A 26491-nucleotide genomic window follows, 5' to 3' on the forward strand; every position below is an offset into this window, starting at 1 on the left:
TGATAGATTGCAAAATATGTTTTTAGCTGATCGCTTTTTTTAGTTTTTTGAAAAAGATTTCTTCTCTATTGGCAATGTCCAAAAGTTCATCGGCAATAGTGTTGTAGGCATCTTCTTTGGCACTTCTGTTTTTGTAAATACGGGAAGCTTCAACGGCAAAATCACGCCATGAATCGCCAATTTTGGTCATTTCTTTAGAAAGTGTTTTTAATTCTTCGTTATTCAAAATAACGGAAGCTTCTTGTAAAAATGCCGCATATATAAAACGGAAACCACCGCCACCAGTTCCAATTTCTTCTTGCATACGAACCATTTGCGCCAAGTAATGATTGGCTTTTCTAACGCCATGTTTTGCAGGCCATTTTCGAATTTGGCGAGAAACCATTTTGATGCCGCGAACACCAACAATTGGCATTGGCGCAAGCATATCTCGGCATGTATTTTTGATCCCTTTAATGATAGCACTTTTTAAATCAACTTCTTTTGGAATCTGAATCGGATAGTACATTTGACCGCGAGGCGCAAAAGCTCCTTTGGCAAAACGTACTTTATTCATGTCTTCGTAAGTTAAAGTCGTAACGGTTTCCATAACAGGATCGCTCACTAAATACTCGGTTTCGGTTTTTCCGTAAACGACTAAATTGTGCGCGTTGAAATGAAAACGATATTCGTCTGGAAAATAACTTAAATTGTAAACCCCAACTTGTAATCCTGTTGGAATATTATTTTTTAAATTTTCGTCTAATGCTTTATTCGCATTTGCTATAGAAGAAAATTTTTGTCTTTTTATTTTTAAATGTAAACGAGTGGCCACTTTATTGAAAATCTGTCCAGGCAAAGTTCTGTAACTGATTGCCGGTGCATGATTCACTTTTATAAAAGGCAGATATACAAAAAACAATCCAGAGCCAATACCAAAAACCATCGGTTCACTAATGTTTAGTCCGCTGTTTTTTAGCAGATTCGACGCTACTCCATTCTCGCAATGAGCAGACTGATGATGTGTGAAAGTTAATTCCATTTATTTGGTAATGCTGTTTTTTAATTCTTCGATTGATACTCCAAAAGTATCAGCATATTTTTTCAGGATTTTATCGTTTAGTTTGGCAAAAACACTAGGTTTAAAATGTCTTTTTACACGCCATTTCCAAAATCCCACATAACTTGATAATATGTTAAGATCCATTTTATTGGCTTCCATAAAATACACAATCGGACTTATTTCGCCATTTAAAACCTGTTGTTTGGCATCGGCAATTCGTTCGTTTATTTCGTCAATAGAATTTGAAAGTGCTATTGTTTTAGGTTCCCAGCCTGTACTTAATGTTGTGGTATAATTGCCATTTTCATCTGTTGCGTACAAAAGTTCTTTAACGTTGTTTTTCGTTAAATTGCTTTGATCCTGAGGTACTTTATCTTTTTCCATTTTGCTAAATTAATTTATTAGAAACATACAGATTGAAACTATACATAAACTAATTATTAAAAATCCAAGATTTGCGAAAGCTAAAATTCGGTTTTTCTTTACGAATAAATAAATCATTTCTATTAATAATCCAAAATAGAAAAAAAAAGTGATGAATAATGCTAAAACAAACATTCCTAAACCTGCATCTGTATGTCTATGTTGGTCTTGATCGCAAAGTGAATGGGGATCATAAATGAAGCTCCAATACAAGACTAATAATCCAAACAATGACAATAAAATCCCGATTCGAATTCCTAAATGTGAAATGACTTTTTTAAAATTATCCAACCGAAACTGTTTTCTGAATAAACAAATTAATTTCGCATTCTAAGAGTATCTGCTCTCCAAGTAAGCTTTTACAGCTCATGGTGCATAAAGTGTAATCGTCGCCAGTGAATTTTGAAACTAAATCTGCTTTGGTAATTATTGTATCGCCAACATTTGGCAGCGAATGAATTTTTACATTTTTTAAGGCACTGATAAATCCGATTACATTTACGTTTTCATTTTCAAGTCCGTTATCGTCAAAAAAGTATTTTTTTCCAACAATTGCCGAACAAGTCTGAGCGGTGTTTTCGATTAAACCTGCTTCAATAAAAACATTGTTTTGAACGAAAATATTGTTTGCTTCAACAAGAAAAACAGTTTCTACTGAACTGGAATCAATATTCAAAATCAAATCCACCATAAGCATTGGTGCTCGGTGGGGTAAATAATTTTGTATGTCAACAGCAGTAGCCTTCATTATGGTTTTTATTTTGCCAAAACAGTTTTCATTTGTCCCCTGGCAATTTCTTCATTGTTTAATGTTGTTACAATATCCACCAAAGTAATTCCTGCAAATTCCTGTAGAATTGTTACTTCAGACTGAATATTATCGTTTACGTTCGGAAGCTTTTTAATTTCAATTTCCTTAATCGAACCAATGTAGCCCGTTGGAGCAATTTCGTTTCTCAAAAAATATTGATATCCCGTATGCAATGCTACAGATTGTGCCATATGTTCTATTAATCCGGCTTCAAGAAAAATATTATCTGACACAAAAATATTATCGTGCTTAATTTTTAAACCAGAAACCAAAGAAGTTTCAGAATAAGAATGCATAGCGTCTACCATCACAAAAGGGAATTTTTGCGGCAGTAAATTTTCTACCATTTCTTTTTCTAGAAGTGCCATCGTCTCCATTAGCAAACTGTTAAATATGCATATGCAAAAGAGAATCTTCCGCTTTCTGGAACAGATAATAAAATTTTATCTCCTTTTTTCAAATTTCCTGAATTCATTAATTCTTCAAGAGCAAGATAGATAGAAGCAGAGCCAACATTTCCTACTCGAGAAAGATTCATGAACCATTTGTCATCGCTCATTCCGATACCTTTTTCGTTTAATCCTTTTTTTAGTCCTTCAACAAAAAAGTTAGAAGAAACGTGAGGGATAAAATAAGTAATATCTTCCGATTTAATATTGTTTTTATCCATTGCCTCTTTCATGCTTTCTGCACCTTTTGACAGGATAAATTCGTCTAATAATTTTACGTCTTGCTTTATTGAGAAAACAGACTCGTTTAGCCATTGTTCTGGAGAATAATCGCTCCATCCTTTAATTTCCCCATTTTCCAATTTATCACCTCCCGCATACATGCAAGTTTCCAATTCGTACGCATACGAAAAAGCTTCCATCCATTCGATTTTTAGCGAAATTGGTCCTCTTGGCTTATTTTCTAATAAAAAAGCTCCAGCACCATCAGATAACATCCAGCGAAGGAAATCTTTTTTGAAAGCAATAATTGGCTGTTCTTCAAGGCTTTTTAAATTGTCGGCCTCGTGATTGTATTTTTGGGCATTCAGCCAAGTCGAAACTTTTTCAGAACCTGTGCAGATTGCGTTTTTTGAATTTCCAGATCTAATAGAAAGAAAACCAAATTTAAGAGAGTTCATTCCAGCACAGCAAACTCCAGTTGAAGAGTTTAATTCTACCGATTTGTTTTTTAGCAGACCATGCACCATCGCGGCATGCGAAGGCAGAAAAATGTCGGGAGTCGAGGTTCCACATGAAAGTACTTCTAAATCCTGAGGTGTAAAATTTTCGTCGAATAACGGTAAAATAGCATTTTTGGTTAATTCGGCATTGCTGTGTGTGCTTTTTCCTTCTTTGTCAACAGCATAATATCGGCTTGTAATTTTATTGTTGCGCAAAATAATACGTCTTGCTTTTGAAGCAGTATCATTGATAAGGCCCAAGTAGGCTTCCATTTCGTCATTTGAAACGGCTTCGTTTGGCAAATATTTTGCAGCTTTTGTAATATATACTTCAAACATAATCTAAATTTCGTCTTCTAAACTCCCTGATAATATTGAGTTTCCTTTTTTATAGTTTTTAACTTAAGCGGATAGGTAATAAGGTGCAATATATACACTATTGGTGAAATTAACCATATCGCAAGGAATAAATAAACATTAAATACTTTAAGCAGCTGTTTTCGTTTTTTTTGATTTTTATAAATGATGTTTGACCATTTATTAAAAATTTTGTTGGCCGTTTTGTCAACAGTCACTAAATAGGAACTTATTTTTACAGCGCCAGCCTCGACCAATTTTGGCTGTAATTGCGCTAAATTATTTTTATGTAAAGAATCTAGCATGATTTCTCCAAACTGACTTGATTCTTGTATGTCTTTTTCTGAAACTCCCGGAAGCGGAAAAATACCTAAATATTTTTTCTTAACTCCAGAAAACATCCATTCTACAATAGTTATCACACTAATTAGATTTCCAACGCGGTCTACCAAAGCTACGTTTCCAACCAAATTGGCATTGGCTTTTCTCAGCAGGACTTTGATTTTTTCCTGAGCCATAATCCACATGTTTCTTGAACCGCTTATGGTGATAACTGGAGTATTGTTCAAAATTTTCTTGGCATCGTCACTTTTCAAAAATGAATTGATCGGAATTGAAGGCGATAAATACCAAACCTGATAATGAAATAAAATTAGGTCAAACTTTGTGTTTAAGATTTCTTCTGGAACAGGTTTTAATGCAGTCGGAATCTGTAAAAACGATTCTGGAAACGCATCAAAAAATGATTCTTTGTTCCAAGGAAACGGAAACGGTTTCTCCAATTGTATTTCGTGAAAAGTAAGATTTATTTCTTCTGAATTTAGAAACGGTTTTGCAATATTTCTTGCAATAGATTCCAATTGTCCAGATTGAGAATAATAAATTACGAGAACATTTTTCATTAGGTCTTTTGGCTTTGGTGGTTCGCAAAAGTAAGTAAATTTATTTAAACGAATTTTCTTAATTCGACCAACGTTTTTTATTAGCCACTCCTAACAGCTATCGGGATCACGAATTGTTTAAAATACTGCAGTGATAATGATTTTGGTTAAATTTTTTATTAGCCACGAATTCACGAATTATTCAAAATGCTGGAATGCTGAATGATTTTGTATAAATTATGAATGATATTTTATTTCACGAATGATGATTCGTGCAAAAGTTTTGATTTTTACAAAAACAGATTAATGAAAATTGGTGAAATTCAGGATTAAAATTTCGACACAAATGATTAGCGAAAATTCGTGAATTAGTGGCGGAAAAAATTTAAGACTCCTTTAGACCGTTCCAAAAATCAAAATAATTGAACCATTGTAAAGGGTATTGATGAAGGATGCTCTCTACGCTTTTTACATATTCTTTCAAAAGCGCTTTTTCGTCACGGTGTTTTACTTCGGCTTCTCTTGCGTACAAATGATAATGAAGATTTGGCTCTTTCATTACATAAACAAAAACTACTGGAACTTTTAATCGTGAAGCAATTAAAAATGGACCCGCAGGGAAATTGGCCTCTTTGCCTAAAAGATTCTCAGAAAGTGATTTTGTTCCTTCAAAATAACGGTCACCTGTAAAACAGATCAGTTCGTTTTTGGCCAAAGCAGCATTGATCTCAAAAATATGAGAAAGATCTTCTTTGATGATAATAAATTTTACGGTAGGTTTTTTAGAAACGCTTTCCAGATAATTTTTAATGGCAGAATGTTCTAAATCTGTTGTAACAAGATTGATTTGGAAATCAAGGTCGATTTCTCCAAAAAAATGTTCTGCAATTTCAAAATTACCAACATGAGCGCTAATTAAAACACCGCCTTTTTTCTCGGCGAGTAATTTTTTTAGTGTTTCTATCCCATCAAATTCGTACGTGAATTTGTTGCGCATTCCTGCAGAAATAGAAATTTTGTCAATAATGGTTTGTCCAAAAGTATAATAGCTTTTGAAAACCATCTTTTTAGATTTGAAATAGGAATACTGAAGTCTTTCTTTAAAATAATAAAAAATGGCTCTGTTGCTTTTTTTTAGAAATAAAAAATAATAAGAAGCAACAAAGTAAAGTAAGACATAAGCAGCTTTTACACCCGCTTTTTGAATTAAAAAAACGAATATTTTATAACCTAAGACAGTTCCTTTGGATTTACCATCCCATTGACTCATTTAAGCTGATTTGGCTTTGATTTTAGTTTCGATTAAGTCATAAAAACTTTGAAAATCAGAAATTCCAACAAAATCTGCTTCAACTAGTTTTACACCAAAGTTTGCCTCTATTGAAACGACTAAGTCAACATAATCCAGACTGTCTAACCCAAGTGTATCTTTTAAATTAGCATTTGGTTCAATGTCGTCATTATCAACTTCAAATTCATCAACTAAAAAACCATTAATTTTTGCTATAATCTCTTCTTTATTCATTGTTCAATTTAAACTTTTTAACCACCAACGCAGAGTTGGTTCCTCCGAAACCGAAAGAATTGGACAAAAATATGTCAAATTTTTTGTTTAACGTAGTTTTAACTAAATTTAATTTTGACGCATCTTCATCTGGGTTTTCCAAATTGATGTTTGGTGCTATAAAATCGTGCTGCATCATTAAGATAGAATAAATGATTTCGCTTGCTCCAGCCATCCAGCATTCGTGGCCTGTCATAGATTTTGTAGAGCTTACCAGAGGATTTTTTTCTCCAAAAACTTCAAAAATGGCTTTTGCTTCATTTGCATCTCCGACTGGTGTCGAGGTTGCATGAGCATTTATGTATTCAATATCTGAAGCTTCTAATTTTGCATCGTCAAGTGCGCGTTTCATTGCTGTTGCAGGTCCTTCAACGTTTGGTGTTGAGATGTGCCCTCCGTTTGAAGAAAATCCGTAACCGCCAATTTCTGCAATAATATTGGCACCGCGAGCAATTGCAGATTCGTAGCTTTCTAGAATTAAAGTCGCTCCTCCGCCACTAGGTATCAAACCGTCGCGGCCAGCATCAAATGGTCTTGACGCTTTTGTCGGATCACCTTCTCTGTTAGAAAAAACGCCTAATCCGTCAAAACTGCTCATCGCATATTTGTTGATTTCCTGAGCTCCGCCGGTAATTACAATGTCTTGAAAACCGCTTTTAATTAAAAAATAAGCTAAGCCGATTGAGTGAGAACCGCTCGCACAAGCTGCACTAACAGTAAGATTGATGCCGCGAAGTTTAAAAATCGTAGAAAGATTCATGGTTACCGTAGAATTCATCGATTTAAAAATTGCACCAGAACCAATAAGAGCGGTGTCTTTTTTCTCGCGTACAATATCTGTTGCGTCAATGATAGCTTTAGAAACGCTATCGTTTCCGTACATAATACCAACTTCACGATTGTCAAAAAAAGCATCATCGATGTTGGCATTTTTAAGCGCTTCTATAGTGGCCATATAAGCATACTCGGTTTCTTCGCCAATGCTCATACGCTGTCTTCTAGTCAATAAATTCTTAAGATCGGCTTTCGGAACCATCCCTGTTAAGGCCGATTGAAAACCAAATTCTTTTCTTTCAGAATCAAACTGAATACCAGATTTTCCTTCGTATAACGAATCTTTTACTTCGTCCAAAGAAGTTCCGATACAAGAATAAATCCCCATTCCAGTAATTACAACTCGTCTATTCATCGTCTTTCAAAAGTAATTTTTTATCCTTAAAGTGTAATTTTTTTAATCAAAAGGCACAAAGTTTTTTTAATCTTGCCACAAAGGCACTAAGTCACAAAGGTTTTTTTTTAAAGTATTTTTAATAAAAACTTAGGGACTTTGAGTCTTTGCGAGCCATTTTCGTCATTTAAAAACTTAAATAAACCTCGCAAACAGTAGAGAATTCTTAAGAATATATTCCGCCGTTTATATTAATAATTTCTCCTGTAATATAGCTTGCTTTTTTAGAAATCAAAAAGCTTACCAAATCTGCTACTTCTTCGGCTTCGCCAAAACGATTTACTGGAATTAGTTTCAGCAATTCTTTTTCGTCCAGCTGGCTTGTCATGTCGGTTCTAATAAAACCTGGAGCTACAGCATTTACAGTAATATTTCTTTTAGCAACTTCCTGGGCTAAAGCTTTAGTTGCTGCTACAATTGCCCCTTTTGCTGCCGAATAATTGGCTTGTCCTGCAGTTCCTTTTACTCCAGAAACCGAAACCATATTTACGATTCGGCCATATTTATTGCGTAACATTTTTTGAATGAAAAACTGAGTAACATTAAAGAAACCGTTAACGCTAGTATTCATGACACCGTTCCAGTCTTCTGGAGTCATCCACATAAAAAGACCGTCTTTTGTGATTCCGGCATTGTTTACAATGGCTTCGACCAATTTTTCAAGATTTGCTTCCTGCCAAGCGGTTAAAACATTTTGTACTTCTTCAAAATTAGAAACATCAAAACCTAAGATTTCGCCTGTTGCACCTAATTTTTGCACTTCTTGCAATGTTTCTTCGGCAGCTGTTTTATTCGAATGATAATTAATCAGAATATGATAATCGGATTCTACGGCTAGTTTTTTACAAATGGCACTTCCAATTCCTCTCGAACCGCCTGTTACTAATACACATTTCATTTATAAGGTTGGTTTTATTTATTAGCAAGATGAAATCACATTCTAAAAAGCGATTTCATCTTGCAAATTTTATAATTTATTTCGGAGAATAAATACTATTTCTTTTTCTTTGGGGCTGGTTTTTTCGTTGCAGGTTTAATTTCCTCTTTTGGTTTTTCGGCTGGAGCTGCAGCAGGCTGAGGTTTTTCTGCACTTTTTGAAAATAATTCTGCATTTTCAAACCATTGGTTGGCCAAAACTGTTCCGTCAGGTTTAAGAAATCCCCATTTTCCTTCGTTTTTAACCCTGGCAACACCACCAATAAATCCTTTGTCTTGTTGTGTAAACATGGCGATAATAGCGTTTGTTGTGATGCCATATTGAGTGGGAATTACCAATTTTCCAGATTCGTTAATGAATCCCCAATTGTTTTCTTTTACTGGAGCTAGACCATTTGTACTGAAAACTTCTGCATCGTTGTAAGTTGGCTCAATTACAAATTTTCCTTCTGGGTTAATGAATCCCCATTTTTTTCCAACTAAAACAGGAGCGAGGTTTTTTGAGAACGCTTTTCCTTTATCATAAATAGGAAGAATTACCCAATTTCCTTTTAAATCGATATAACCGATTTTTCCGTTTTTCTTAGCAAACGTCAAATCCTGAGTTTCGAAATCCCAGATTTTTTCAGCTCCGTCAACCGGAATAAATTTTCCGCCACTTACCAATCCGAAAGTTTTGTCTTTTCTTGCCCAAGTCGTTCCTTTAAAATAATTTCCAACTTCGGCATAAACTGGTTCAACCAATTCTTTTCCGTTAGTATCAATAATTCCCCAGTTTTTGTTCAGTTCCACTCTGGCATAACCATTTTCAAAAGGTTTGATCTGATCGTATTTTGGTTCTAAAACTACAGTCATTTTGTTGTTGATTAACCCAACTTTATTGTTTTGCCTGATGAAGGCAACGCCGTCATTAAAATCAAATACTTTATCAGTAGTTGGTCCTTTTTGAATTTCTCCTTTTGTATTAATGTAAACCCAGTCTTTGTCTTTTTGTACAACTGCGATTCCGCTGTTAAAATCTTTAGCATCTTTAAAATCTGCTGGAATTACCCAAGTTCCTTTTGCATCGATAAATCCCCATTTTCCGCCGTTTTCTACAGCAGCTAAACCTTCAGAAAAACTTCTGGCAGATTTGTATTGAGGCTCGATTTTAAAAGATCCGTCTTTAGAAAGATATCCAATTTTAGAATTTTTTTTAACTAATGCTAATTCTTGGCTATTAACAAATTGAATGCAACCAAGCAATAAAAAAACAAATGACTTTTTCATGATTTTTAAGATTCAATATTAATACTGTAAAATAAAGATTTTTAACTGTTGATTAAATAATCTTTTACTTTTTGAACAAAAGGATACATTACTTGATCTTCCTTAAATTCTGGAATTATATTTCTGATATCGTCATACCATTTTTTAGTCGTTGACGAAATTTGATCTTTCTGTTTCAAATAATCAATTGCCTGAATAATTGTGATTAATTCGATAGCCAAAACTTCAAAAGAATTTTCAATCACTTTTGATGTAATAACTGCAGCATTTGTTCCCATGCTTACAATGTCTTGATTGTCATTGTTGTTTGGAATACTGTGCACGTACATTGGGTTAGATAATGTTTGGCATTCTGCAGTGGTTGAAGTGGCAACGAACTGAACACCCTGCATTCCGAAATTGAACCCTAATGTTCCTAAGTTTACAAATGGAGGCAAAATTTCGTTGATTTTTGAATTCAATAAATAATTCAATTGACGCTCTGCTAGCATCGTTAATTTCGTAATAACGATTTTCAGTTTATCCATTTCAAGCGAAATGTAATCTCCGTGGAAATTTCCTCCGTGGTAAACGTGTTTGTTTTTTACGTCTATAATTGGGTTGTCGTTTGCCGAGTTAAATTCATCCTCTAGGATAGAAGCTACATTATTTATAGTTTCTAAAACTGGTCCTAGAATTTGAGGAACACATCTTAATGAATAATATTCCTGAACTTTTTCTTTGAAGATTTCTTCTGTGTTTTCGCCAGAATATAAATGGTCTTCTCTTTTACGGATCAAAGTACTGTCAGAAAGATTTTGTCTCATTCTTTCAGCAACTTCCTGCTGTCCTTTATGACGTTTGGTTTGGTTTAATTCTTCTGAGAAATGATCATCGTAAGCTTGAACTAATTCGTTAATTGCACAAGAAGCTTTTACAGACCAGTCTAATAATTTTTTAGCATAATGCACATTGACAACACCAATTCCTGTCATTACAGAAGTCCCGTTGATTAATGCCAGACCTTCTCTAATTTCTACTTGAATTGGTTTTAAACCTTCAATTTCAAAAACCTCTGCTGTTGCGCGTCTTTCTCCTTTATAAAAAACTTCGCCTTCTCCAATTAAAACTAAAGCTAAATGTGATAATTGCACTAAATCTCCGCTGGCACCTACACCACCGTGCTCAAAAATTAAAGGCGTAATATCTCTATTGATTAATTCTGCCATTAAATGAATAACAGAAGAATGAACTCCTGAATTTCCTAAAGAAAGTGTATTTAATCGAGCTAAAATTGCTGCTTTTGCACACTCAGCGTTCAAAGGTTTTCCTGTTCCAGAAGAGTGGCTTCTAATTAAATTATATTGCAATTGAATTTGATCTGACTCCTTAATTCTGTATTGAGCCATTGGTCCAAATCCTGTATTTACTCCGTAGATTACTTTATTTCCTGAGAATTCTTTTAAGAAATTAAAACTTTCGTTTACTCGATTTAAAACCACATCGCTTATGGCAACTTTGTTTTTTCCAAAGATTATGGCTTCAAATTCTGCTAAACTTAGATATTCATTTATTGTATTCATCAAATCGATTTTGGTTGCGCTAATTTAATTTTATTTATCAAAATAAATGTAGTTATTTTGATGATGGCAAATGTAGGTTAATTAATGATAATAATTCTAATATGACAAAGGAGTTTGTTGATGTTTTAGTGATTGGTGCAGGACCGTCTGGATGTGTCTCAGCATCGTATCTTTTTAAAAACAATGTTAAGGTTAAAGTTGTAGAAAAAACAAAGTTTCCGAGACTTGTGGTAGGCGAAAGCCTTATTCCGCGAGTAATGGATCATTTTGCTGAGGCAGAATTGTTTGAGGCTCTTGATGCAATGAACTTCGAAAAAAAATTGGGCGCTCGTTTTATTAGAGGCGAAGAAATCTGCAATTTTGATTTCAGTGTAAAATTTGGAGAAGGCTGGGACTGGACTTGGCAGGTTCCAAGAGCTGATTTTGACAATACAATGGCTCAAGAAATCATAAGAAAAGGAATTGATTTAGAATTTGAAACAGAAGTTTTGGAAGTTTCTTTTGAAGGAAAAAATTCAAAAACTATTGTAAAAGATAAAGACGGAAACTTAAAAGAAATCCACGCTAAATTTATCATCGATTCTAGCGGATACGGACGCGTTTTGCCAAGACTTTTAGATTTGGATACACCTTCAAAATTAGATCCGCATTCTTCTATTTTTACCCATGTTAAAGATATTAATAGAGAAGAAGGAGTAGAGGGAACTCAAATTTCGTTTGATATTTTAGAAACCGAAGTTTGGCTTTGGGTAATTCCATTTTCTAACGGAAACACAAGTTTGGGGGTTGTCGGGCCAACAGATTTCATCAATTCGCTTTCTGAAAATAAAGATAATGCTGAGGCTTTGCGAAATGCCATTCAGAAGTCTGATTATTATATTAAACGATTCGCTGGAACAGAGTTTTTATTTGAACCTGTTAAATTAGAAAATTACTCAAGAGCGGTAAAAAGAATGTACGGAGATGGTTTTGCCTTAACAGGAAACAGTTCGGAATTCTTAGATCCTGTTTTCTCTTCTGGAGTTGCTTTTGCAACTGAATCTGGAATGCTGGCTGCAAAATTATATTTGAAAGAATCACAAGGAATTCCTGTTGATTGGGAAGTGGAGTTTACACAATACATGAAACGCGGAATTGCCGTTTTCACCACTTATGTACAAGAATGGTACACAGGAAATCTGCAGACATTATTCTTCCATCAGCCGGAAAATCCAGAAGTAAAAGAAAAAATATGCGCGGTTTTAGCGGGTTATGTGTGGAACGAAGAAAATTCGTTTGTCAAGAAACACGATCATGTAATTGCCAATATGGCATATTTACTGAATATGCAAAAAGAACAAAGCTCTGAATAATTGAACATGCCCCAAAAAGTTAGACACTATTTGGGGCATTTTTTTATTGAAAACAATTCATTCCGTAGGAATGTCTCATCGGTAGAAAAAAGAATTGAATTGCGATAATACGTTCCGTAGGAACGTTTGATTAATTGATTTGTGTATATCATTTCCGTAAATCAGATGTCCCTACAGGACATAATACAAACGAACAATATTTTTTTCTACCGACCAGATATTCCTAACGGAATATTTAAATGAATTACAATCCAAAAATCTTATCCATTACAACCCATTTTTGTCCTGGTTTTGCCCACGGTAAAGCTTGCTGGAATTTCCACATTAAAGTTTCCCATTCCTGAACTTTTTCGTTTGCAGCATCAGCTTGATCTTTCTTTTCGAAAGTAAAATCGGCATCAGCCTCGATAATCATGAACAATCTATTTCCTGTGCAATAAATGTCTAGAACTTCAATTCCAGAATCTTTAATGCTTTTTTTAATTTCTGGCCATACATTTTCGTGCAGTTCTTTGTATTCTGCAATTAAATCTGCGTCATCTTTTAAGTCTAACGCAAGATAGAATTTTTGAGCTGCCATAATTTTATTTTTGCTGGTAAGCTACAGCAGTTTGTTTGCTAGTGCCTAAACCTTCAATTCCTAATTCGATTACATCGCCTGCTTTAATGTAAATTGGATCTGGTTTAATTCCTAACCCAACTCCCGGAGGTGTTCCTGTACTAATTACATCGCCAGGAAGCAAAGTCATAAACTGGCTTAAATAATGAACTAAAAATGGAATTTTGAAAATCAAATTTGAAGTATTACTGTTTTGGAAAGTTTTTCCGTTTACAGTCAACCACATTTTTAGATTGTTTACATCACCAATTTCGTCTGGAGTTGCCATAATTGGTCCAAGAGGAGCGAAGGTGTCAGAACCTTTTCCTTTTGCCCATTGTCCGCCTCTTTCGATTTGAAATGCTCTTTCGCTGTAATCATTCAAAAGGCAATATCCAGCGATGTAGTTTGGTGCGTCTTCTTCAGAAACATAGCTTGCTTTTTTGCCTACAACAAATGCCAATTCCACTTCCCAGTCTGTTTTTTCACTATTTTTTGGAATAATCAAATTATCATTTGGTCCGCATAAAGAAGTCGTTGATTTGAAGAAGATAATTGGTTCTTCTGGAATTGCAGCACCAGTTTCTTCACAGTGATCTACATAATTTAATCCGATGCAGATAATTTTTGACGGACGCGCCACTGGCGAACCTAAACGAACTGAATCGCTTACTTCTGGAAGTGCAGGGTTATTTTTTAAGGCTTCTTCTAATTTTTTTAATCCGTCATTTTCAAAAAAAGCTTCATTGTAATCTGTTACGATAGACGAAACATCGTATCTTTTTTCATTTAGTAAAATTCCCGGTTTTTCTTTTCCTTCTTCTCCGAATCTAATCAGTTTCATAATCTTTATATTTTTTAAGTAATATTTTTTCCGCCACGACTTCACGAATTATAATTTTGTGTGAATTTGTGAAATTTGTGGTTTTTAATTTTTTTTGTTTCACGCAGATTTTACAGATTTAAGCAGATTTTTTAAATCATTTTAATCTTTCAATCTGTGGCTTTATATTTTTTTTCGCCACGATCCGAACGATAGCGAATAGGCGAAGCAATTCACTATTTTTATAAATCAGTTCGTGAAATTCGCATTTATTTTTCGATGCAAATTTCACAGATTTTTTAATCATTTTAATTCGTGAATTCGTGGCTATTTCCCTTTTTTAGTTGTTTAATTTTATAAATCCGCCATCAATTGGGTAGTCAGAACCTGTGATGAAAGACGATTCGTCACTGCATAAGAATAAGGCTAAAGTGGCGATTTCTTCTGGTTTTCCCATACGTCCGATTGGTTGTGATTTAGAAAGTTTTTCGAAAATTTCTTCTTCTTTTCCAGGATAATTTTTAGCAATAAATCCGTCTACGAAAGGCGTGTGAACTCTCGCAGGAGAAATAGAATTACATCTGATTTTATCATTCAAATAATCTTTAGCAACCGATAAAGTCATGGCCATAACAGCACCTTTTGCTGTAGAATAAGCAAAACGATCTGGAATACCAACCCAGCTAGCAATAGAAGCTAAGTTTAGGATCACACCACCGCCAGAACTTCTTAAAGCCGGAATCGAAGCGTGAAGACAGTTGTAAACTCCTTTTACGTTTACATTCATAATACGGTCAAAATCAGATTCAGAAGTTGTGTCTACTTTTCCAACGTGTGCGATTCCGGCGTTGTTTACTAGAATATTAATGTTTCCGATTTTCTCGAAAGTCGTTTTAACTTGTTCGTGGTTTGAAACGTCGCAAGCGTGCGCAAAAACAGTTCCTCCCGCAGATTTGATTTCTTCAACCGTTTCTTTTGCGCTTTCTTCCGTCAATTCTAAAACGTGGACTTCAGCTCCTTGTTTAGCAAATAAGACAGAAATCGCTCTTCCAATTCCGCTTCCTCCGCCTGTGATAATTGCTTTTTTATTTTGTAATGAAAACATTTATATAATTTTTTTAAGTTGTTTTAATTGAGTCTTTTACAAAGATACGCCGCGTTTCCACGGAATAAAATCGTCTTGGTTTAATTGAACCGCTTTCGGAATAATTTCGCCGCTCGCCGCTTTGATGCAGTATTCCAAAATTTCCTCGCCCATTTCTTCAATAGATTTTTCGCCACTAATGATTGGTCCGCAGTCAATATCGATAATATCTTTCATTCTTTTTGCCAGAACAGAGTTTGTCGCTACTTTAATTACGGGACAAACTGGGTTTCCTGTCGGAGTTCCCAATCCAGTTGTAAACAAAATTAAAGTTGCTCCAGAAGCTGCTTTTCCAGTTGTGGCTTCAACGTCATTTCCTGGCGTACAAACCAAACTTAAACCTGGTTTTGTAACCAATTCGGTATAATCTAAAACATCAACTACAGGAGAAGTTCCGCCTTTTTTGGCCGCTCCAGCGCTTTTTATAGCATCAGTAATTAATCCGTCTTTGATATTTCCAGGAGAAGGATTCATATGAAAACCAGAACCCACTTTATGTGCCAGCTCATCATAAGATTCCATTAAATTGATGAATTTTCTAGCCTTATCTTCGGTAACACATCTATCGATTAAATTCTGCTCAGCGCCGCATAATTCAGGGAATTCAGCCAAAAGAATTTTTCCGCCTAAAGCTACAACCAAATCAGAAGTATAACCCACAGCAGGATTTGCAGAAACACCGCTGAAACCGTCGCTTCCGCCACATTTTACGGCAATGCATAAATCGCTTAATGGCGCATCGGTTCTTTCGTATTGGTTGATTTCAATTAAACCTTCAAAAGTCTTTTTGATGGCATTGGTAATCAAAACTTCTTCGCTTTCGGTCTGCTGCTGTTCAAAAATAAATAATGGTTTATCGAAATCTGGGTTTTGTTTTTTGACATCATTTACAAAATCTTGAACTTGTAAATGTTGGCATCCCAAACTCAAAAGCGTAATTCCTCCAACGTTTGGGTGATTCGCATAAGAAGCCAACAATGCGCTCAAAGTAGATGAATCTTGACGCGTTCCGCCACAGCCGCCTTGGTGATTTAGGAATTTGATTCCGTCTACATTTTCAAAAATACGTTTGTTTTTTGGAGTTGGATTCAATTCAATATGGATATCGTTAATGTCTTTTCCGTTCAAATAACCTTCCAATAATTCGTGCGTAAATTGGTTGTACTTGTCTGTTACAGCATAACCCAATTGTTTGTGAAGTGCTTCTTTGATTACGTCCAAATTTCGGTTTTCACAAAAAACAGTCGGGATAAAAAGCCAGTAATTTGCCGTTCCAACGCGTCCGTCTTTTCTTTTGTAACCTTTAAAAGTTCTGTTTTCGAATTTAGAAACATCAGGCGCATTCCATTCGTAAGAAGCATTTCTGTAAGCGTAAGGATCTGCGGCGTGTTTTAAGTTCTCGGTCGTCATTAAACTTCCTTTTGCCACATCATTTTGCACTTTTCCAACCAAAACGCCATACATGTTTACTTCTTCTCCCTGCTTCATGTCCTGCATGTAGAATTTATGTTTGGCTTTGATGAGGTCTTGCAAAACGTAAGTTTCGTTTTCAAAATGAATCGAATCGCCTTTTTGAAGATCGGTTAAGGCAACCAATACATTATCATCTGGATGCAGTTTTACAACCAGTTTTTTTGTGTTATTCTCAGACATTGTGTTGTTGTTTTTTTTTCTTTTTTTGATGTCACTGCTTTTGTTTTATAACATTTTAATCTTCTGATTTTGTATAGAATTCGGGCAGTTAACGAAAAATAAAATTAGCTTTTTTACATATTGGTTAATAGTCTAATATTATCCGTATCTAATCTTTAATTATCTTTGCAGTATGAAATTGGAACAAACCAAAATAGCGTCTTATCTCAACACAAAAGTTTCGGTGCTTAATCGTATTGAACCATTTTTTCAAGCGCCGTTTCATTCGCATCCTGAACTGGAATTGGTTTATGTGAAAGAGAGTTACGGAAAACGTATTATCGGAAATTCGGTAATGCCGTTTGAGCCTGGCGATATGGTTTTTTTAGGTTCTGATATTCCGCATGTTTGGCTGAATGATGAGAAATATTATCAGGGAATTGAGGATTTAAGAGCCAATTCGATTGTCGTATATTTTCATAAAGATATTTTCGGACCAACTTTTTATGAATTAAAAGAAACCCAAAAAATCAACGAGCTTTTTGTTCAGGCTGGAAAAGGCATTTCGATTATCGGAAAAACCAATAAACAGATTGCTAAAAAACTGGAGAAATTAGTTTCAAAAAAAGACTTCGAAGTTATTATCGGACTTTTTGAGATTTTGTCTATTCTTTCAGAAAGCCAGGATAAGATTTACATCAACGACGAAATTTATTCGTTGATGCAGAAAGATTCGAAAGTAGATCGTCTTTCAGAGGTTTTTCAATATGTCAATAAGAATTATAAAAAGAATATTTCCTTAGAAGAAATTGCCGCTGTCGCGAATATGACGCGGACTTCTTTCTGCAGAATGTTTAGAATTAAAACAAAGAAAAATTTTGTGGATTATCTGCATGAAATCCGAATTTCGAATGCTTGCAAATTACTTTTAGAAACTGATAAAAGTATGTCTGAAATCGCTTATGCTTGCGGGTATAAAACGGCTTCGAACTTTAATAAACTCTTTAAAAAGTGTAAAGGAATTACTCCTTCTGACTTTAAAAACAATGCGAAGGTTAGTTTTGCCACAGATTTAAAGGATTAAAGAGATTTTTAAGTCCAGTTTTGTCTGGCTGAGCGGAGTCGAAGCCCACGTCCAATTGGAACGCCCTTCGACTTCGCTCAGGGTGACAAACTAAAGCAAATCATTTTAATCCTTTTAATCTGTGGCTAAAAAAAAATTAAATAGAACGGTCTAAATGCGTATAACCGCCATCCACATAAATAATCTGTCCTGTGGTGTGGCTTGACTTTTCAGACAATAAGAAAACCACCATATTGGCTATTTCTTCAGCTGTTGTCATTCTGTTTTCTAGCGGAATATTTTTAGTGATTGCAGCCAGTTTTTCTTCTTTATTTTCAAAAGTATTGATCCACGTTTCGTAAAGTGGGGTGTAACATTCTGCTACAATTACGGCATTTACGCGGATGCGGTATTTTAATAATTCAACCGCCCATTCTCTAGTTAAAGCGTTTCTTCCTCCGTTTGAAGCAGCGTACGCTGAGGTTCCGCCTTGACCTGTTTCGGCAGTTTTAGAACCGATGTTCACAATGGCGCCTTTTGATTCTTTCAAATACGGAAGAGCATGCTGTGCCATTAAATAATAGTGCACTAAATTTTTGTGAAGCGAAGCAGCGAAATCTTCATAATTTCCGTTTTCTAATCCAACACCGTCATTAACTCCGGCATTGTTTACAAGTCCGTCAATTCTTCCGAATTTTGCGATTACAGCTTCAACGGCTTTTTTGCAGTCTTCTGGTTTTGTTAAATCGGCAGCAACTTGATGCGCTTCCTTTCCGATGGCTTTTAATTCTTCTACGGCTTTGATGTTATCATTTTCGTTACGTCCAACGATAAACGGAATTGCATTTTCTTCGGCTAAAACCTTAACGATTCCTAAACCGATTCCTTTTGCTCCTCCCGTAACGATAATGATTTTTTGGGTTAATGATAACTGCATGATTTTATTTTATTATAATTTATTGCTAATATTTTTAAACACATAGAAACATAGTTTTAATTTGCCTAAAAAGGCATTTCATTTTTTTTAAAGCACATAGCTATGTGTTCAAATCTAGATTTGTTTTTTGCTCTTTCTTACAGGCTAAAAATCTATGCTTCTATGTGTTAAAACATTTTTAAAAATTTACAGCTGTTGTTCATGACAAACAACAGCTGTAAAAATAGAGAGAATAGAACTGATAATTTATTACCAGAACTTAACATAAAGCGCAGCAATAATCAATAGCGTAATAACGATTAAGACTGTTGTCTGCGGTTTTACTTTAAACATTTCAGAATCAATTTCGAATGCTTTAGGGTTTACTTTTGGACCAGCAAAACTTATTAATATCATTGCAATCATTGTAAATAAGAATGATAATCCCATACAGATGTGGAACGGAATTTCGAAAGCTCCTTTTCCATTAGGGTAAGCTGTGTATAAAAGTGTATCATTTCCAAATAAAGCTGGAGCGTATTCGTTGAATAAAACAGATAATAAGAATCCTAAGATTACACCCACGATTGCCGCTGTTCCAGTAGTTCTTTTCCAGAACATACCCAAGAAGAACATGGCAAAAACTCCAGGGCTGATGAATCCAGTGTATTTTTGGATGTAGGTAAATCCTCCAACGCCACCAATTCCTAAAACGTCATTCCATGTAAATAAAACGGCCAAAAGCATAGCAACAAAAACGGCAAGACGACCGATGTTTACCTGCTGTCTTTCGCCAGCATTTTTTTGAATGTATTTTTTATGAACGTCTAATGTATAGATTGTAGAAATACTGTTTACTTTTCCTGCCAAAGAAGCTACGATTGCAGCAGTAAGAGCAGCAACAGAAAGACCTTTTAATCCGGTTGGAAGGAATGTTAATATAGCAGAATATGCCTCATCTTTTACTCCTCCCTCTAATTGAGGTAAGTGTCCGCTTGTGTATAAAACGTAAGCAGCAATACCAGGAAGCATTACAATAAGCGGCATTAATAATTTAAGCATACCAGCAAACAAAATTCCTGTACGAGCTGTTTGTAAATCTGCTCCAAGTGCTCTCTGCGTAATGTATTGGTTACATCCCCAGTAATTTAAGTTGATAATCCAGATACCAGCGGCATAAGATAACAATCCAGGGAAAGTTAAATATTTATCGATTTCAAGTTGAGAAGATGTTGCAGTTGGTTTCGGAATAATCATTTTGAAATGTTCTGGTGCCTGCTGCATTAAAACTTTAAAACCGGCAATTGCATTTTGACCAACACCAAAAGCTTCCGCAACTGTTGTTAAAGCAATATAAGAAGTCACCAAACCTCCAATAATTAAAACGGCAACTTGGATAACGTCTGTATACGCTACAACTTTCATTCCTCCAAGCGAAATAAACAAAGCAAAAATAGCCAATCCAAGCATAATTACGTGAAGATATTCCCCACCAGCAAGTTTGTTAATCGCAACTGCTCCTAAATATAAAATAGAAGTAAGGTTTACAAAAACATATAAAAACAGCCAAAATACTGCCATGATAAGCGCAGTAGATTCGTTGTAACGTGTTTTTAAGAACTGTGGCATCGTGTAAATCTTGTTTTTAAGATAAACAGGAATAAACCATACCGCCACGATAATAAGGGCAACGGCAGCAAGCCATTCGTAAGCAGCGACAGCGATTCCTAAGAAGAAACCTTCACCGCTCATCCCGATGAATTGCTCTGCCGAAATATTAGAAGCAATAAGAGAAGCTCCAATTGCCCACCAAGTTAAATTTCCTTCAGCCAAAAAGTAAGCTTTAGCATCATGTTCGTCCTGTTTACGTTTGCGGTAAACGGTGTAACCGTAGACAGAGACTACGATAAAATAAATAATAAAAACCGCATAGTCTGCGAAAGCGAGGTTTTGGTTCATTGTTAGTAGTATTTTAAATAATTATTATAGGTTGTTTGTTTATGTGGTTTTAAATTTGTTTTTATGTTGTTAAATCTTGTTAAAAATGCAAGATGTGTTTTATTTCTGTTATTTTTTTGCGAAAATAAAAGCAGAAGCCAAATGTAAAATAAAAATTTAGAAATCAGTCATTAGTAAATGTGTTTTTTACATTTATTTGATAATTATTATGTTAAATTTTTATTTTTGGCTTTACTACAACGAGAAGGCTATTATACTTTTACAGTGCTTTTGTAATGTACATCCGAAAGTTGTCTCAAAATTTCAGCACTTTTTTCTGGTGTAATGTCTCTTTGCGATTCCCCTAGCATTTCGTATCCAACCATAAACTTTTTTACGGTTGCAGATCTTAATAACGGCGGATAAAAATGCATGTGGAAATGCCATTCTGGATGCAGTAAACCGTCTGTTGGCGATTGGTGAATTCCTGATGAATATGGAAAAGAAGTATTAAATAAATTGTCGTACTTCGTAGTTAACTGTTTTAAGATTTTCGCGAAAGCGGTGCTCTCTTCAGCAGTAAAATCAGTGATTTTGTTTACAGCTCTTTTACTTACAATCATGGTTTCGTATGGCCAGATTGCCCAAAACGGAACCAATGCCACAAAATGATCATTTTCGATTACGATACGGTCGCCAGCTTTCAATTCAGCTTTAACATAATCTTCCAATAAAGTTTTGTCGTTTTTATCGTAATATGATTTTAAGCTGTTTTGTGTTTTTTCAACCTGAGTCGGCAATGACGACTGCGCCCAGATTTGACCGTGTGGGTGCGGGTTGCTGCAGCCCATAACGCTTCCTTTGTTTTCAAAAATCTGAACGTGGTTGATGTATTTAATATTTCCTAAATCGGTATATTCTTTCTGCCAAGTTTTAATAATATTTTCAATATCGGCAATTTCCATTTCTGGAAGAGTCAGGTCATGTCTTGGCGAAAAGCAAACTACTCTTGAAATGCCTTGTTCTGGTTTTGCCTTAAAAAAAGTATGTTTAATATCGTCTTCAAAAATAATTTCTTCCTGTTTCATAGCGGCAAAATCATTTTCAAAAACAAAACTGTTTTCGTATTGCGGATTATTCATTCCGTTGGCACGAACATTTCCTGGACACAAATAACAAGTTGGGTCGTATTTAGGAAGTTCTTCAGTTGAAATGGTTTCGTTCTGTCCCTGCCAAGGGCGTTTTGCACGGTGAGGAGATACCAAAACCCATTCGTTGATTAATGGATTAAAGCGTCTGTGCGGATCTTCGTTAATGTCAAAATTTTTCATTGTGGTGTGTGGTTTTAAAGTAGCGTTGTTCCGTTTGAGATTTTTACATCGTAGAATTTTAATTCAATTCCAAATGTATCTAAATAAAGCTTTGAAAACTTACGCTTAACCTCATTTTCATGTCCTTTTTTAACTAAATTGATAGTGCAGCCGCCAAAACCGCCACCCATTAGTCTAGAACCAATGATGGCATCGTCTTCTTTTGCTGTATCGACAAGCATGTCTAATTCTTCGCAACTTACCTCATATTCTTGCGATAAACCGTAGTGTGTTTCAAAAAGCAATTCGCCTAAAAGTTCAATGTTTCCTTGGTCTAAAGCTTTACAAGCTTTGATAACGCGATTGATTTCTTTTACTACAAAATGAACTCTGGCAAAAACTTTTTCAGTCATTTTATCTTTAAGGCTTAAAACCTGTTCTTCTGTAGCATTTCTAAAAGTTTTTACTTCTGGAAAATGGCTTTTTATAATCGATAAACCTTCTTCACATTCGATTCTTCTCGTATTGTATTCTGATGTAAAGAGCGAATGCTTCACATTAGAATCAAACAAAATCAAAGAATAATCTTTAAAGTCGGCATTGTGATATTCAAAATCCAAAGTGTTGCAATCCAGCTGAATTACTTTATTTTCAAGACCGTGAACACTTGAGAACTGATCCATAATGCCGCAGTTGATTCCAACCCAATGTTCTGCTTTTTGTCCTAATAGTGAAATGTCTTTTTTTTCAATTTTTAAATCGAAAAGAGATTTGATTCCGAAAATCATTCCGCATTCTAAAGCCGCCGAAGAAGATAATCCAGAACCAACGGGAATATTACTGCTGAAAACGCAGTTGAAACCGTCAAAAGAAAATCCGTTGTCTTGCAATTGTTTGATAACGCCACGAATATAATTGGTCCAAACGACATCACTCAATTTCACTTCCTGAGTTAAGTCAATTTCAAATTCTTCATTCAAATCGATAGCGATTACTTTAGAAGTATTGGTGTTATTTTTTTCAAAAGCAAAACAAATTACTTTGTCAATTGCAGCAGGTAAAACATAACCGTCATTGTAGTCAATGTGTTCTCCAATGATGTTGATTCGGCCTGGAGAAAGTACCGTTTTTTGAGGAGAAGATCCGAAAGATTTCTCAAAAAAAGCAACAGTATTTTGTATTAAAATATCATTCATTATAGTTGTTGTAATTGTGGTATTGTATAAATAGTTAGTTTATGGTTTCAAATTTGTAAAGTGTCTTCTGCGTGTATTCTTCCCCTTTTTTCAAAACAGCATTAGGAAAATGAACTTGATTTGGCGCATCTGGAAAATTCTGTGTTTCAAAACAAATTCCGCTTTGAGCGTTGTAATCGACATTTTCTTTTCCTTTTAGTTTTCCAAAACAATTCCCACCTACATATATATGTACACTTGGCTGATCGGTGTAAACATTCATTCTCAGTTTGTTCTTTAAACTGATTAATTGCGCTACGATTTCGGTTTTAGAATTTACCACAAAAGAATTGTCTATTGGAAACGGACAGCTTTTTGCAGTTCTAAAATCAAAATCATGATTGGCCAAATCGGTAAAATTTCCTGTTGGAATATTATCTGGATTTGTTTCCAGCATTTTAGCCGATTTGATAAACATTTGCTGTTCTAAAACATTTCCATCATGCCCATCAAGGTTAAAATAACTATGATGCGTCAAATTGATAATAGTATCTTCAGTTGAGGTTGCTTTATATTCTAATTTTAATTCGTTTTCTTCAGTTAAAGTGTATGTCAAGTAAACGGTCATTTCTCCAGGGAAATTTTCGTCTAAATGCGCGCTCAAAAGCCCAAAAGTTATAGAAGGATTTTCTCCACTTTTTGCATCAGTTACGCTCCAAGCTTTTCTTCCAAAACCCATTTCACCACCGTGAAGCGTATTTCCATTATTGTTACCGGCAAGCTGAATTTTTTTATCATTAAGGCTAAAAGCTGCATTATGAATGCGTCCGGCATATCGGCCAACTGTGGTTCCGAAATACGGAGCGCTTGGTAAATTATATGATTCTAAATACGATTCTAAATTGTCAAACCCTAATACAACATCTGTTAATTTTCTGTTTACTGGAATTTGGATAGAAGTTACAGTTGCACCATAATTGATGATCTGAATTTTCATTCCGTTTTTGTTTACCAGATCAAAAGAATAAATTTCTTCCTTATTAGGCATTAAACCAAACAATTTGCAATTGTGAGTCTCTTTTAAATGCGATATGTGTTTTATTTCCATATAATTTTTACCAATAATGAAATCCAAAATTAGAAACATTTTCTATATTTGCATACCAGTACCTACCAGTTTTTAATTATAATAGTCAAAATGACTTTATCATGAACATCATTTCAATCCAAAATAATATTGGTCTGCCAAAATATAAGCAGATAATTCTTTCAATAGAAAAAGCAATTGAAGAAGGCAATTTGATTAAAGGAGATAGACTTCCCTCTGTAAATAAAGTCTGTTTGGCTTTTTCTTTATCTCGAGATACGGTCTTATTGGCGTATGACGAGTTAAAGAAAAGAGGAATCATTTATGCGATTCCGGGCAAAGGATATTATGTTAAAAGTGTTGAAATCACTATAACTCAGAAGATTTTCTTGCTTTTTGACGAATTGAATATTTTTAAAGAAGATATTTATAATTCGTTTTTAAAAAACATTGGGAAAAATGTGCAGGTTGACATTTTCTTTCATCATTTTAATGTTCAGGTTTTCAAAAAACTTATAAATGACAGTAATGGAAATTATACAAAATATATTATCATGCCGACCAACTTAACCGATATTGTCGACTCGATAAAAACCCTACCAGTAAACGATGTAATTATATTGGATCAGACCAATCCAGAGTTAAAAATGTTCCCAGCGATTTATCAAAACCACCAAAAAGATATTTACGAAGGGTTAATGAAAGGCAAATCCCGATTGTCAAAATATAAGAAACTGATTTTAATTTTCCCTGGCTTTAGAGAGCCTCCAGGAATGAAACTGGGTTTTGAATCTTTTTGCCAAGCCTATAGTTTTGATTATGAAATTATTTCAGATTTCGGTAATCAGTCTATTGCTTTGGGAGATTTATATATTATTCCGCACGATCGTGATTTGCTTTTAGTGATAGAAAATGCAATGAGCAGAAACTTAAAATTAGGAGAAGATTTCGGAATTATATCATACAATGAAACGCCATTGAAGAAAATTGCAGCAAACGGAATTACGACAATTTCGACCAATTTTGAATTAATGGGAAAAATTCTGGCCGATATGGTTTTGCAGGGAATAAAAGGGCAGATCGAAAACAAATCTGCCTTAATATTGAGAAATTCGCTATAAATTTTCCCGCAGATTTAGGAGATTTGGCTGAATCCCAGACATCTGCTAATCTGCGAGAGAATAAAAAAACTTTATAGATTCAGCACAAAATTATTGAGTAGTTTTTCTTCATATTTCTCTTTGTTGAAAGTATACAGATAAGAACCTTTTCGAGAAGACTGCATGTCTTTTTCGTCTAATTTATTTAAAATTTCAAGAGAATTAATTTTACTAATGAAATTTCTTTTGTCTAGTTCTTTGCTCAAAATAGCTTCATACAACTCTAAAAGCTGACGCATGGTGAATTTCTCAGGAAGCAATTCGAAACCAATTGGTTTGATCGAAGTTTTGTAGCGGAGTCTCTTAATGGCATTTTCGACCATTTCGTTATGGTCAAAAATTAAGTTTGGCGCATCATTAATAGGGAACCATTCTGCGTGATAATTTTTAATTAGTTCTGCATTATGGTTTTCGATATTAATCAAAGCAAAATAAGAAACCGAAATGGTTCTTTCTACCGGGTCACGATCAATTTCGCTGTAAGCATATAGCTGCTCCATATAAATATCGTTGAGACCAGTATAGGTATTTAAAATTCGGGTTGCAGCAGCATCTAAAACTTCATCGCGTTTTAGAAATCCTCCAATCAAAGACCATTTTCCTTTTTCTGGTTCAAAATCTCTTTGAATCAAAAGGATTTTCAGACCCTCATTGTCAAATCCGAAAATGATGCAGTCCACCGCCAGTAAAACTTTATCAGCAGAACTATAACTGTTTAGCATATATAATTAATTTGGATAGGTAAATATATAAACTTCTTAAAACGTATCATAAATTATTAATGTCGATTTTACACTTAACACTAAGGCTGCAAAAAAAGAATTTCTGACAATCCATTTAATAAGATCATGATAAAAGTATCCTCTATATTTCGTCCTCAGTTTTATATCAAAATTACAAAGTCAAAGGTAGAAACATTTTTAAAAGAGAATTGATATAAGGATTATTATTTCGCGTCCAAGATTCAAAATTTTTTAAGTTTTGTTACAAATACCACTGTCAAAAGGTTTTTTGTCGATTTTTTTTGGTTTTTACATTTTCATATTCTA

25 protein-coding genes are annotated in these 26491 nt (G+C 34.6%); 3 read left to right on the forward strand and 22 right to left on the reverse strand.

The genetic code is table 11. The annotated features are described in order from the left end of the window. Positions 1-22 precede the first annotated feature (22 nt). The 12 genes from GR162_RS00445 to hutH all read right to left on the reverse strand — a co-directional run bounded on the left by GR162_RS00445 (position 23) and on the right by hutH (position 11244). The gene (locus tag GR162_RS00445) at positions 23-1021 is read right to left on the reverse strand and encodes a BtrH N-terminal domain-containing protein (protein ID WP_160780585.1); all 999 of its coding nucleotides are present in this window, start codon (positions 1019-1021) and stop codon (positions 23-25) included. Beyond that, positions 1022-1426: a hypothetical protein gene (locus GR162_RS00450; RefSeq protein ID WP_160780586.1), complete on the reverse strand. Its 405-nt coding sequence runs from the start codon at positions 1424-1426 to the stop codon at positions 1022-1024. It lies immediately after the preceding gene. Between the two features lie 322 nt (positions 1427-1748). Continuing rightward, positions 1749-2213, reverse strand: coding sequence for an ABC transporter permease (locus GR162_RS00455; RefSeq protein ID WP_160780587.1), 465 nt, complete (start codon positions 2211-2213; stop codon positions 1749-1751). 8 nt (positions 2214-2221) lie between these two features. Further along, on the reverse strand, positions 2222-2653 hold the full coding sequence (locus tag GR162_RS00460; RefSeq protein ID WP_160780588.1) for a hypothetical protein: 432 nt from the start codon (positions 2651-2653) through the stop codon (positions 2222-2224). After that, a complete protein-coding gene (locus GR162_RS00465; RefSeq protein WP_160780589.1) occupies positions 2653-3786 on the reverse strand; it encodes a beta-ketoacyl-ACP synthase III in 1134 nt (377 codons plus the stop codon). The genes GR162_RS00460 and GR162_RS00465 overlap by 1 nt, the downstream gene beginning before the upstream one ends. A gap of 17 nt (positions 3787-3803) precedes the next feature. Next, positions 3804-4706, reverse strand: a complete 903-nt coding sequence (locus GR162_RS00470; RefSeq protein ID WP_160780590.1) for a dialkylrecorsinol condensing enzyme DarA — start codon at positions 4704-4706, stop codon at positions 3804-3806. A gap of 364 nt (positions 4707-5070) precedes the next feature. Next, positions 5071-5955: a lipid A biosynthesis acyltransferase gene (locus GR162_RS00475; protein WP_160780591.1), complete on the reverse strand. Its 885-nt coding sequence runs from the start codon at positions 5953-5955 to the stop codon at positions 5071-5073. After that, positions 5956-6210, reverse strand: a complete 255-nt coding sequence (locus GR162_RS00480) for an acyl carrier protein (RefSeq protein ID WP_008465907.1) — start codon at positions 6208-6210, stop codon at positions 5956-5958. Next, the gene (locus tag GR162_RS00485) at positions 6203-7438 is read right to left on the reverse strand and encodes a beta-ketoacyl synthase (protein ID WP_160780592.1); all 1236 of its coding nucleotides are present in this window, start codon (positions 7436-7438) and stop codon (positions 6203-6205) included. The genes GR162_RS00480 and GR162_RS00485 overlap by 8 nt, the downstream gene beginning before the upstream one ends. Positions 7439-7643: 205 nt before the next feature. Then, positions 7644-8375 (reverse strand): 3-oxoacyl-ACP reductase FabG, encoded by a 732-nt coding sequence (fabG, locus tag GR162_RS00490; RefSeq protein ID WP_160780593.1) that lies wholly within the window; start codon positions 8373-8375, stop codon positions 7644-7646. 95 nt (positions 8376-8470) lie between these two features. Continuing rightward, positions 8471-9682 carry a WG repeat-containing protein gene (locus GR162_RS00495; RefSeq protein ID WP_160780594.1) on the reverse strand — a complete coding sequence of 404 codons (1212 nt, stop codon included), beginning with the start codon at positions 9680-9682 and terminating at the stop codon, positions 8471-8473. A 41-nt stretch (positions 9683-9723) separates the two neighbouring features. Beyond that, the gene (gene hutH, locus GR162_RS00500; protein WP_160780595.1) at positions 9724-11244 is read right to left on the reverse strand and encodes a histidine ammonia-lyase; all 1521 of its coding nucleotides are present in this window, start codon (positions 11242-11244) and stop codon (positions 9724-9726) included. A 101-nt stretch (positions 11245-11345) separates the two neighbouring features. On the opposite strand from hutH, the gene GR162_RS00505 reads away from it, so the two are divergent. Continuing rightward, complete coding sequence (locus GR162_RS00505) at positions 11346-12596, forward strand: NAD(P)/FAD-dependent oxidoreductase (protein WP_160780596.1); 1251 nt, start codon at positions 11346-11348, stop codon at positions 12594-12596. Between the two features lie 244 nt (positions 12597-12840). On the opposite strand, the gene GR162_RS00510 is transcribed toward GR162_RS00505, so the two are convergent. The 4 genes from GR162_RS00510 to GR162_RS00525 all read right to left on the reverse strand — a co-directional run bounded on the left by GR162_RS00510 (position 12841) and on the right by GR162_RS00525 (position 16814). Further along, on the reverse strand, positions 12841-13176 hold the full coding sequence (locus GR162_RS00510) for an L-rhamnose mutarotase (RefSeq protein WP_160780597.1): 336 nt from the start codon (positions 13174-13176) through the stop codon (positions 12841-12843). Between the two features lie 4 nt (positions 13177-13180). Further along, entirely contained in the window at positions 13181-14038 is an 858-nt protein-coding gene (locus GR162_RS00515; protein WP_160780598.1) for a fumarylacetoacetate hydrolase family protein, read from the reverse strand. 319 nt (positions 14039-14357) lie between these two features. Next, positions 14358-15122, reverse strand: coding sequence for an SDR family NAD(P)-dependent oxidoreductase (locus GR162_RS00520; protein WP_160780599.1), 765 nt, complete (start codon positions 15120-15122; stop codon positions 14358-14360). Positions 15123-15158: 36 nt separating this feature from the next. Continuing rightward, entirely contained in the window at positions 15159-16814 is a 1656-nt protein-coding gene (locus GR162_RS00525; protein WP_160780600.1) for a UxaA family hydrolase, read from the reverse strand. Positions 16815-16986: 172 nt separating this feature from the next. Here GR162_RS00525 and GR162_RS00530 point away from each other — a divergent pair, with 172 nt between their 5' ends. Further along, positions 16987-17877 (forward strand): AraC family transcriptional regulator, encoded by an 891-nt coding sequence (locus tag GR162_RS00530; protein ID WP_160780601.1) that lies wholly within the window; start codon positions 16987-16989, stop codon positions 17875-17877. A 136-nt stretch (positions 17878-18013) separates the two neighbouring features. Here the strand turns inward: GR162_RS00530 and GR162_RS00535 are convergent, their stop codons facing one another. The 5 genes from GR162_RS00535 to GR162_RS00555 form a co-directional block, all read right to left on the reverse strand. After that, positions 18014-18793, reverse strand: a complete 780-nt coding sequence (locus tag GR162_RS00535) for an SDR family oxidoreductase (RefSeq protein WP_008465924.1) — start codon at positions 18791-18793, stop codon at positions 18014-18016. A 249-nt stretch (positions 18794-19042) separates the two neighbouring features. Next, complete coding sequence (locus tag GR162_RS00540; protein ID WP_091128969.1) at positions 19043-20731, reverse strand: sodium/sugar symporter; 1689 nt, start codon at positions 20729-20731, stop codon at positions 19043-19045. Between the two features lie 251 nt (positions 20732-20982). Further along, positions 20983-22041, reverse strand: a complete 1059-nt coding sequence (locus GR162_RS00545; protein ID WP_160780602.1) for a UDP-glucose--hexose-1-phosphate uridylyltransferase — start codon at positions 22039-22041, stop codon at positions 20983-20985. Positions 22042-22055: 14 nt separating this feature from the next. After that, positions 22056-23216: a galactokinase gene (gene galK / locus GR162_RS00550; RefSeq protein WP_160780603.1), complete on the reverse strand. Its 1161-nt coding sequence runs from the start codon at positions 23214-23216 to the stop codon at positions 22056-22058. Positions 23217-23250: 34 nt separating this feature from the next. After that, complete coding sequence (locus GR162_RS00555; protein ID WP_160780604.1) at positions 23251-24303, reverse strand: aldose epimerase family protein; 1053 nt, start codon at positions 24301-24303, stop codon at positions 23251-23253. 101 nt (positions 24304-24404) lie between these two features. Here GR162_RS00555 and GR162_RS00560 point away from each other — a divergent pair, with 101 nt between their 5' ends. Beyond that, positions 24405-25403, forward strand: coding sequence for a GntR family transcriptional regulator (locus GR162_RS00560; RefSeq protein WP_160780605.1), 999 nt, complete (start codon positions 24405-24407; stop codon positions 25401-25403). Between the two features lie 71 nt (positions 25404-25474). Here GR162_RS00560 and GR162_RS00565 read toward each other — a convergent pair whose 3' ends face one another. Further along, positions 25475-26164 carry an NUDIX domain-containing protein gene (locus GR162_RS00565; RefSeq protein ID WP_091128953.1) on the reverse strand — a complete coding sequence of 230 codons (690 nt, stop codon included), beginning with the start codon at positions 26162-26164 and terminating at the stop codon, positions 25475-25477. Between the last annotated feature and the right edge of the window lie 327 nt (positions 26165-26491).

It is taken from the genome of Flavobacterium sp. HBTb2-11-1 (genome assembly GCF_009826975.1).
GTDB lineage: Bacteria > Bacteroidota > Bacteroidia > Flavobacteriales > Flavobacteriaceae > Flavobacterium.

Bases quoted from the DNA above. Each gene is read 5' to 3' on its own strand.
- GR162_RS00455 (WP_160780587.1), bottom strand. From the start codon at position 2,213: ATGAAGGCTACTGCTGTTGACATACAAAATTATTTACCCCACCGAGCA.
- galK (WP_160780603.1), bottom strand. From the start codon at position 23,216: ATGAATGATATTTTAATACAAAATACTGTTGCTTTTTTTGAGAAATCT.
- GR162_RS00505 (WP_160780596.1), top strand. From the start codon at position 11,346: ATGACAAAGGAGTTTGTTGATGTTTTAGTGATTGGTGCAGGACCGTCT.
- GR162_RS00540 (WP_091128969.1), bottom strand. From the start codon at position 20,731: ATGAACCAAAACCTCGCTTTCGCAGACTATGCGGTTTTTATTATTTAT.
- GR162_RS00485 (WP_160780592.1), bottom strand. From the start codon at position 7,438: ATGAATAGACGAGTTGTAATTACTGGAATGGGGATTTATTCTTGTATC.
- GR162_RS00515 (WP_160780598.1), bottom strand. From the start codon at position 14,038: ATGAAACTGATTAGATTCGGAGAAGAAGGAAAAGAAAAACCGGGAATT.
- GR162_RS00495 (WP_160780594.1), bottom strand. From the start codon at position 9,682: ATGAAAAAGTCATTTGTTTTTTTATTGCTTGGTTGCATTCAATTTGTT.
- GR162_RS00470 (WP_160780590.1), bottom strand. From the start codon at position 4,706: ATGAAAAATGTTCTCGTAATTTATTATTCTCAATCTGGACAATTGGAA.
- GR162_RS00545 (WP_160780602.1), bottom strand. From the start codon at position 22,041: ATGAAAAATTTTGACATTAACGAAGATCCGCACAGACGCTTTAATCCA.
- GR162_RS00460 (WP_160780588.1), bottom strand. From the start codon at position 2,653: ATGGAGACGATGGCACTTCTAGAAAAAGAAATGGTAGAAAATTTACTG.
- GR162_RS00530 (WP_160780601.1), top strand. From the start codon at position 16,987: ATGAAATTGGAACAAACCAAAATAGCGTCTTATCTCAACACAAAAGTT.
- GR162_RS00480 (WP_008465907.1), bottom strand. From the start codon at position 6,210: ATGAATAAAGAAGAGATTATAGCAAAAATTAATGGTTTTTTAGTTGAT.
- GR162_RS00510 (WP_160780597.1), bottom strand. From the start codon at position 13,176: ATGGCAGCTCAAAAATTCTATCTTGCGTTAGACTTAAAAGATGACGCA.
- fabG (WP_160780593.1), bottom strand. From the start codon at position 8,375: ATGAAATGTGTATTAGTAACAGGCGGTTCGAGAGGAATTGGAAGTGCC.
- GR162_RS00535 (WP_008465924.1), bottom strand. From the start codon at position 18,793: ATGCAGTTATCATTAACCCAAAAAATCATTATCGTTACGGGAGGAGCA.
- GR162_RS00475 (WP_160780591.1), bottom strand. From the start codon at position 5,955: ATGAGTCAATGGGATGGTAAATCCAAAGGAACTGTCTTAGGTTATAAA.
- hutH (WP_160780595.1), bottom strand. From the start codon at position 11,244: ATGAATACAATAAATGAATATCTAAGTTTAGCAGAATTTGAAGCCATA.
- GR162_RS00560 (WP_160780605.1), top strand. From the start codon at position 24,405: ATGAACATCATTTCAATCCAAAATAATATTGGTCTGCCAAAATATAAG.
- GR162_RS00465 (WP_160780589.1), bottom strand. From the start codon at position 3,786: ATGTTTGAAGTATATATTACAAAAGCTGCAAAATATTTGCCAAACGAA.
- GR162_RS00450 (WP_160780586.1), bottom strand. From the start codon at position 1,426: ATGGAAAAAGATAAAGTACCTCAGGATCAAAGCAATTTAACGAAAAAC.
- GR162_RS00565 (WP_091128953.1), bottom strand. From the start codon at position 26,164: ATGCTAAACAGTTATAGTTCTGCTGATAAAGTTTTACTGGCGGTGGAC.
- GR162_RS00525 (WP_160780600.1), bottom strand. From the start codon at position 16,814: ATGTCTGAGAATAACACAAAAAAACTGGTTGTAAAACTGCATCCAGAT.
- GR162_RS00520 (WP_160780599.1), bottom strand. From the start codon at position 15,122: ATGTTTTCATTACAAAATAAAAAAGCAATTATCACAGGCGGAGGAAGC.
- GR162_RS00555 (WP_160780604.1), bottom strand. From the start codon at position 24,303: ATGGAAATAAAACACATATCGCATTTAAAAGAGACTCACAATTGCAAA.
- GR162_RS00445 (WP_160780585.1), bottom strand. From the start codon at position 1,021: ATGGAATTAACTTTCACACATCATCAGTCTGCTCATTGCGAGAATGGA.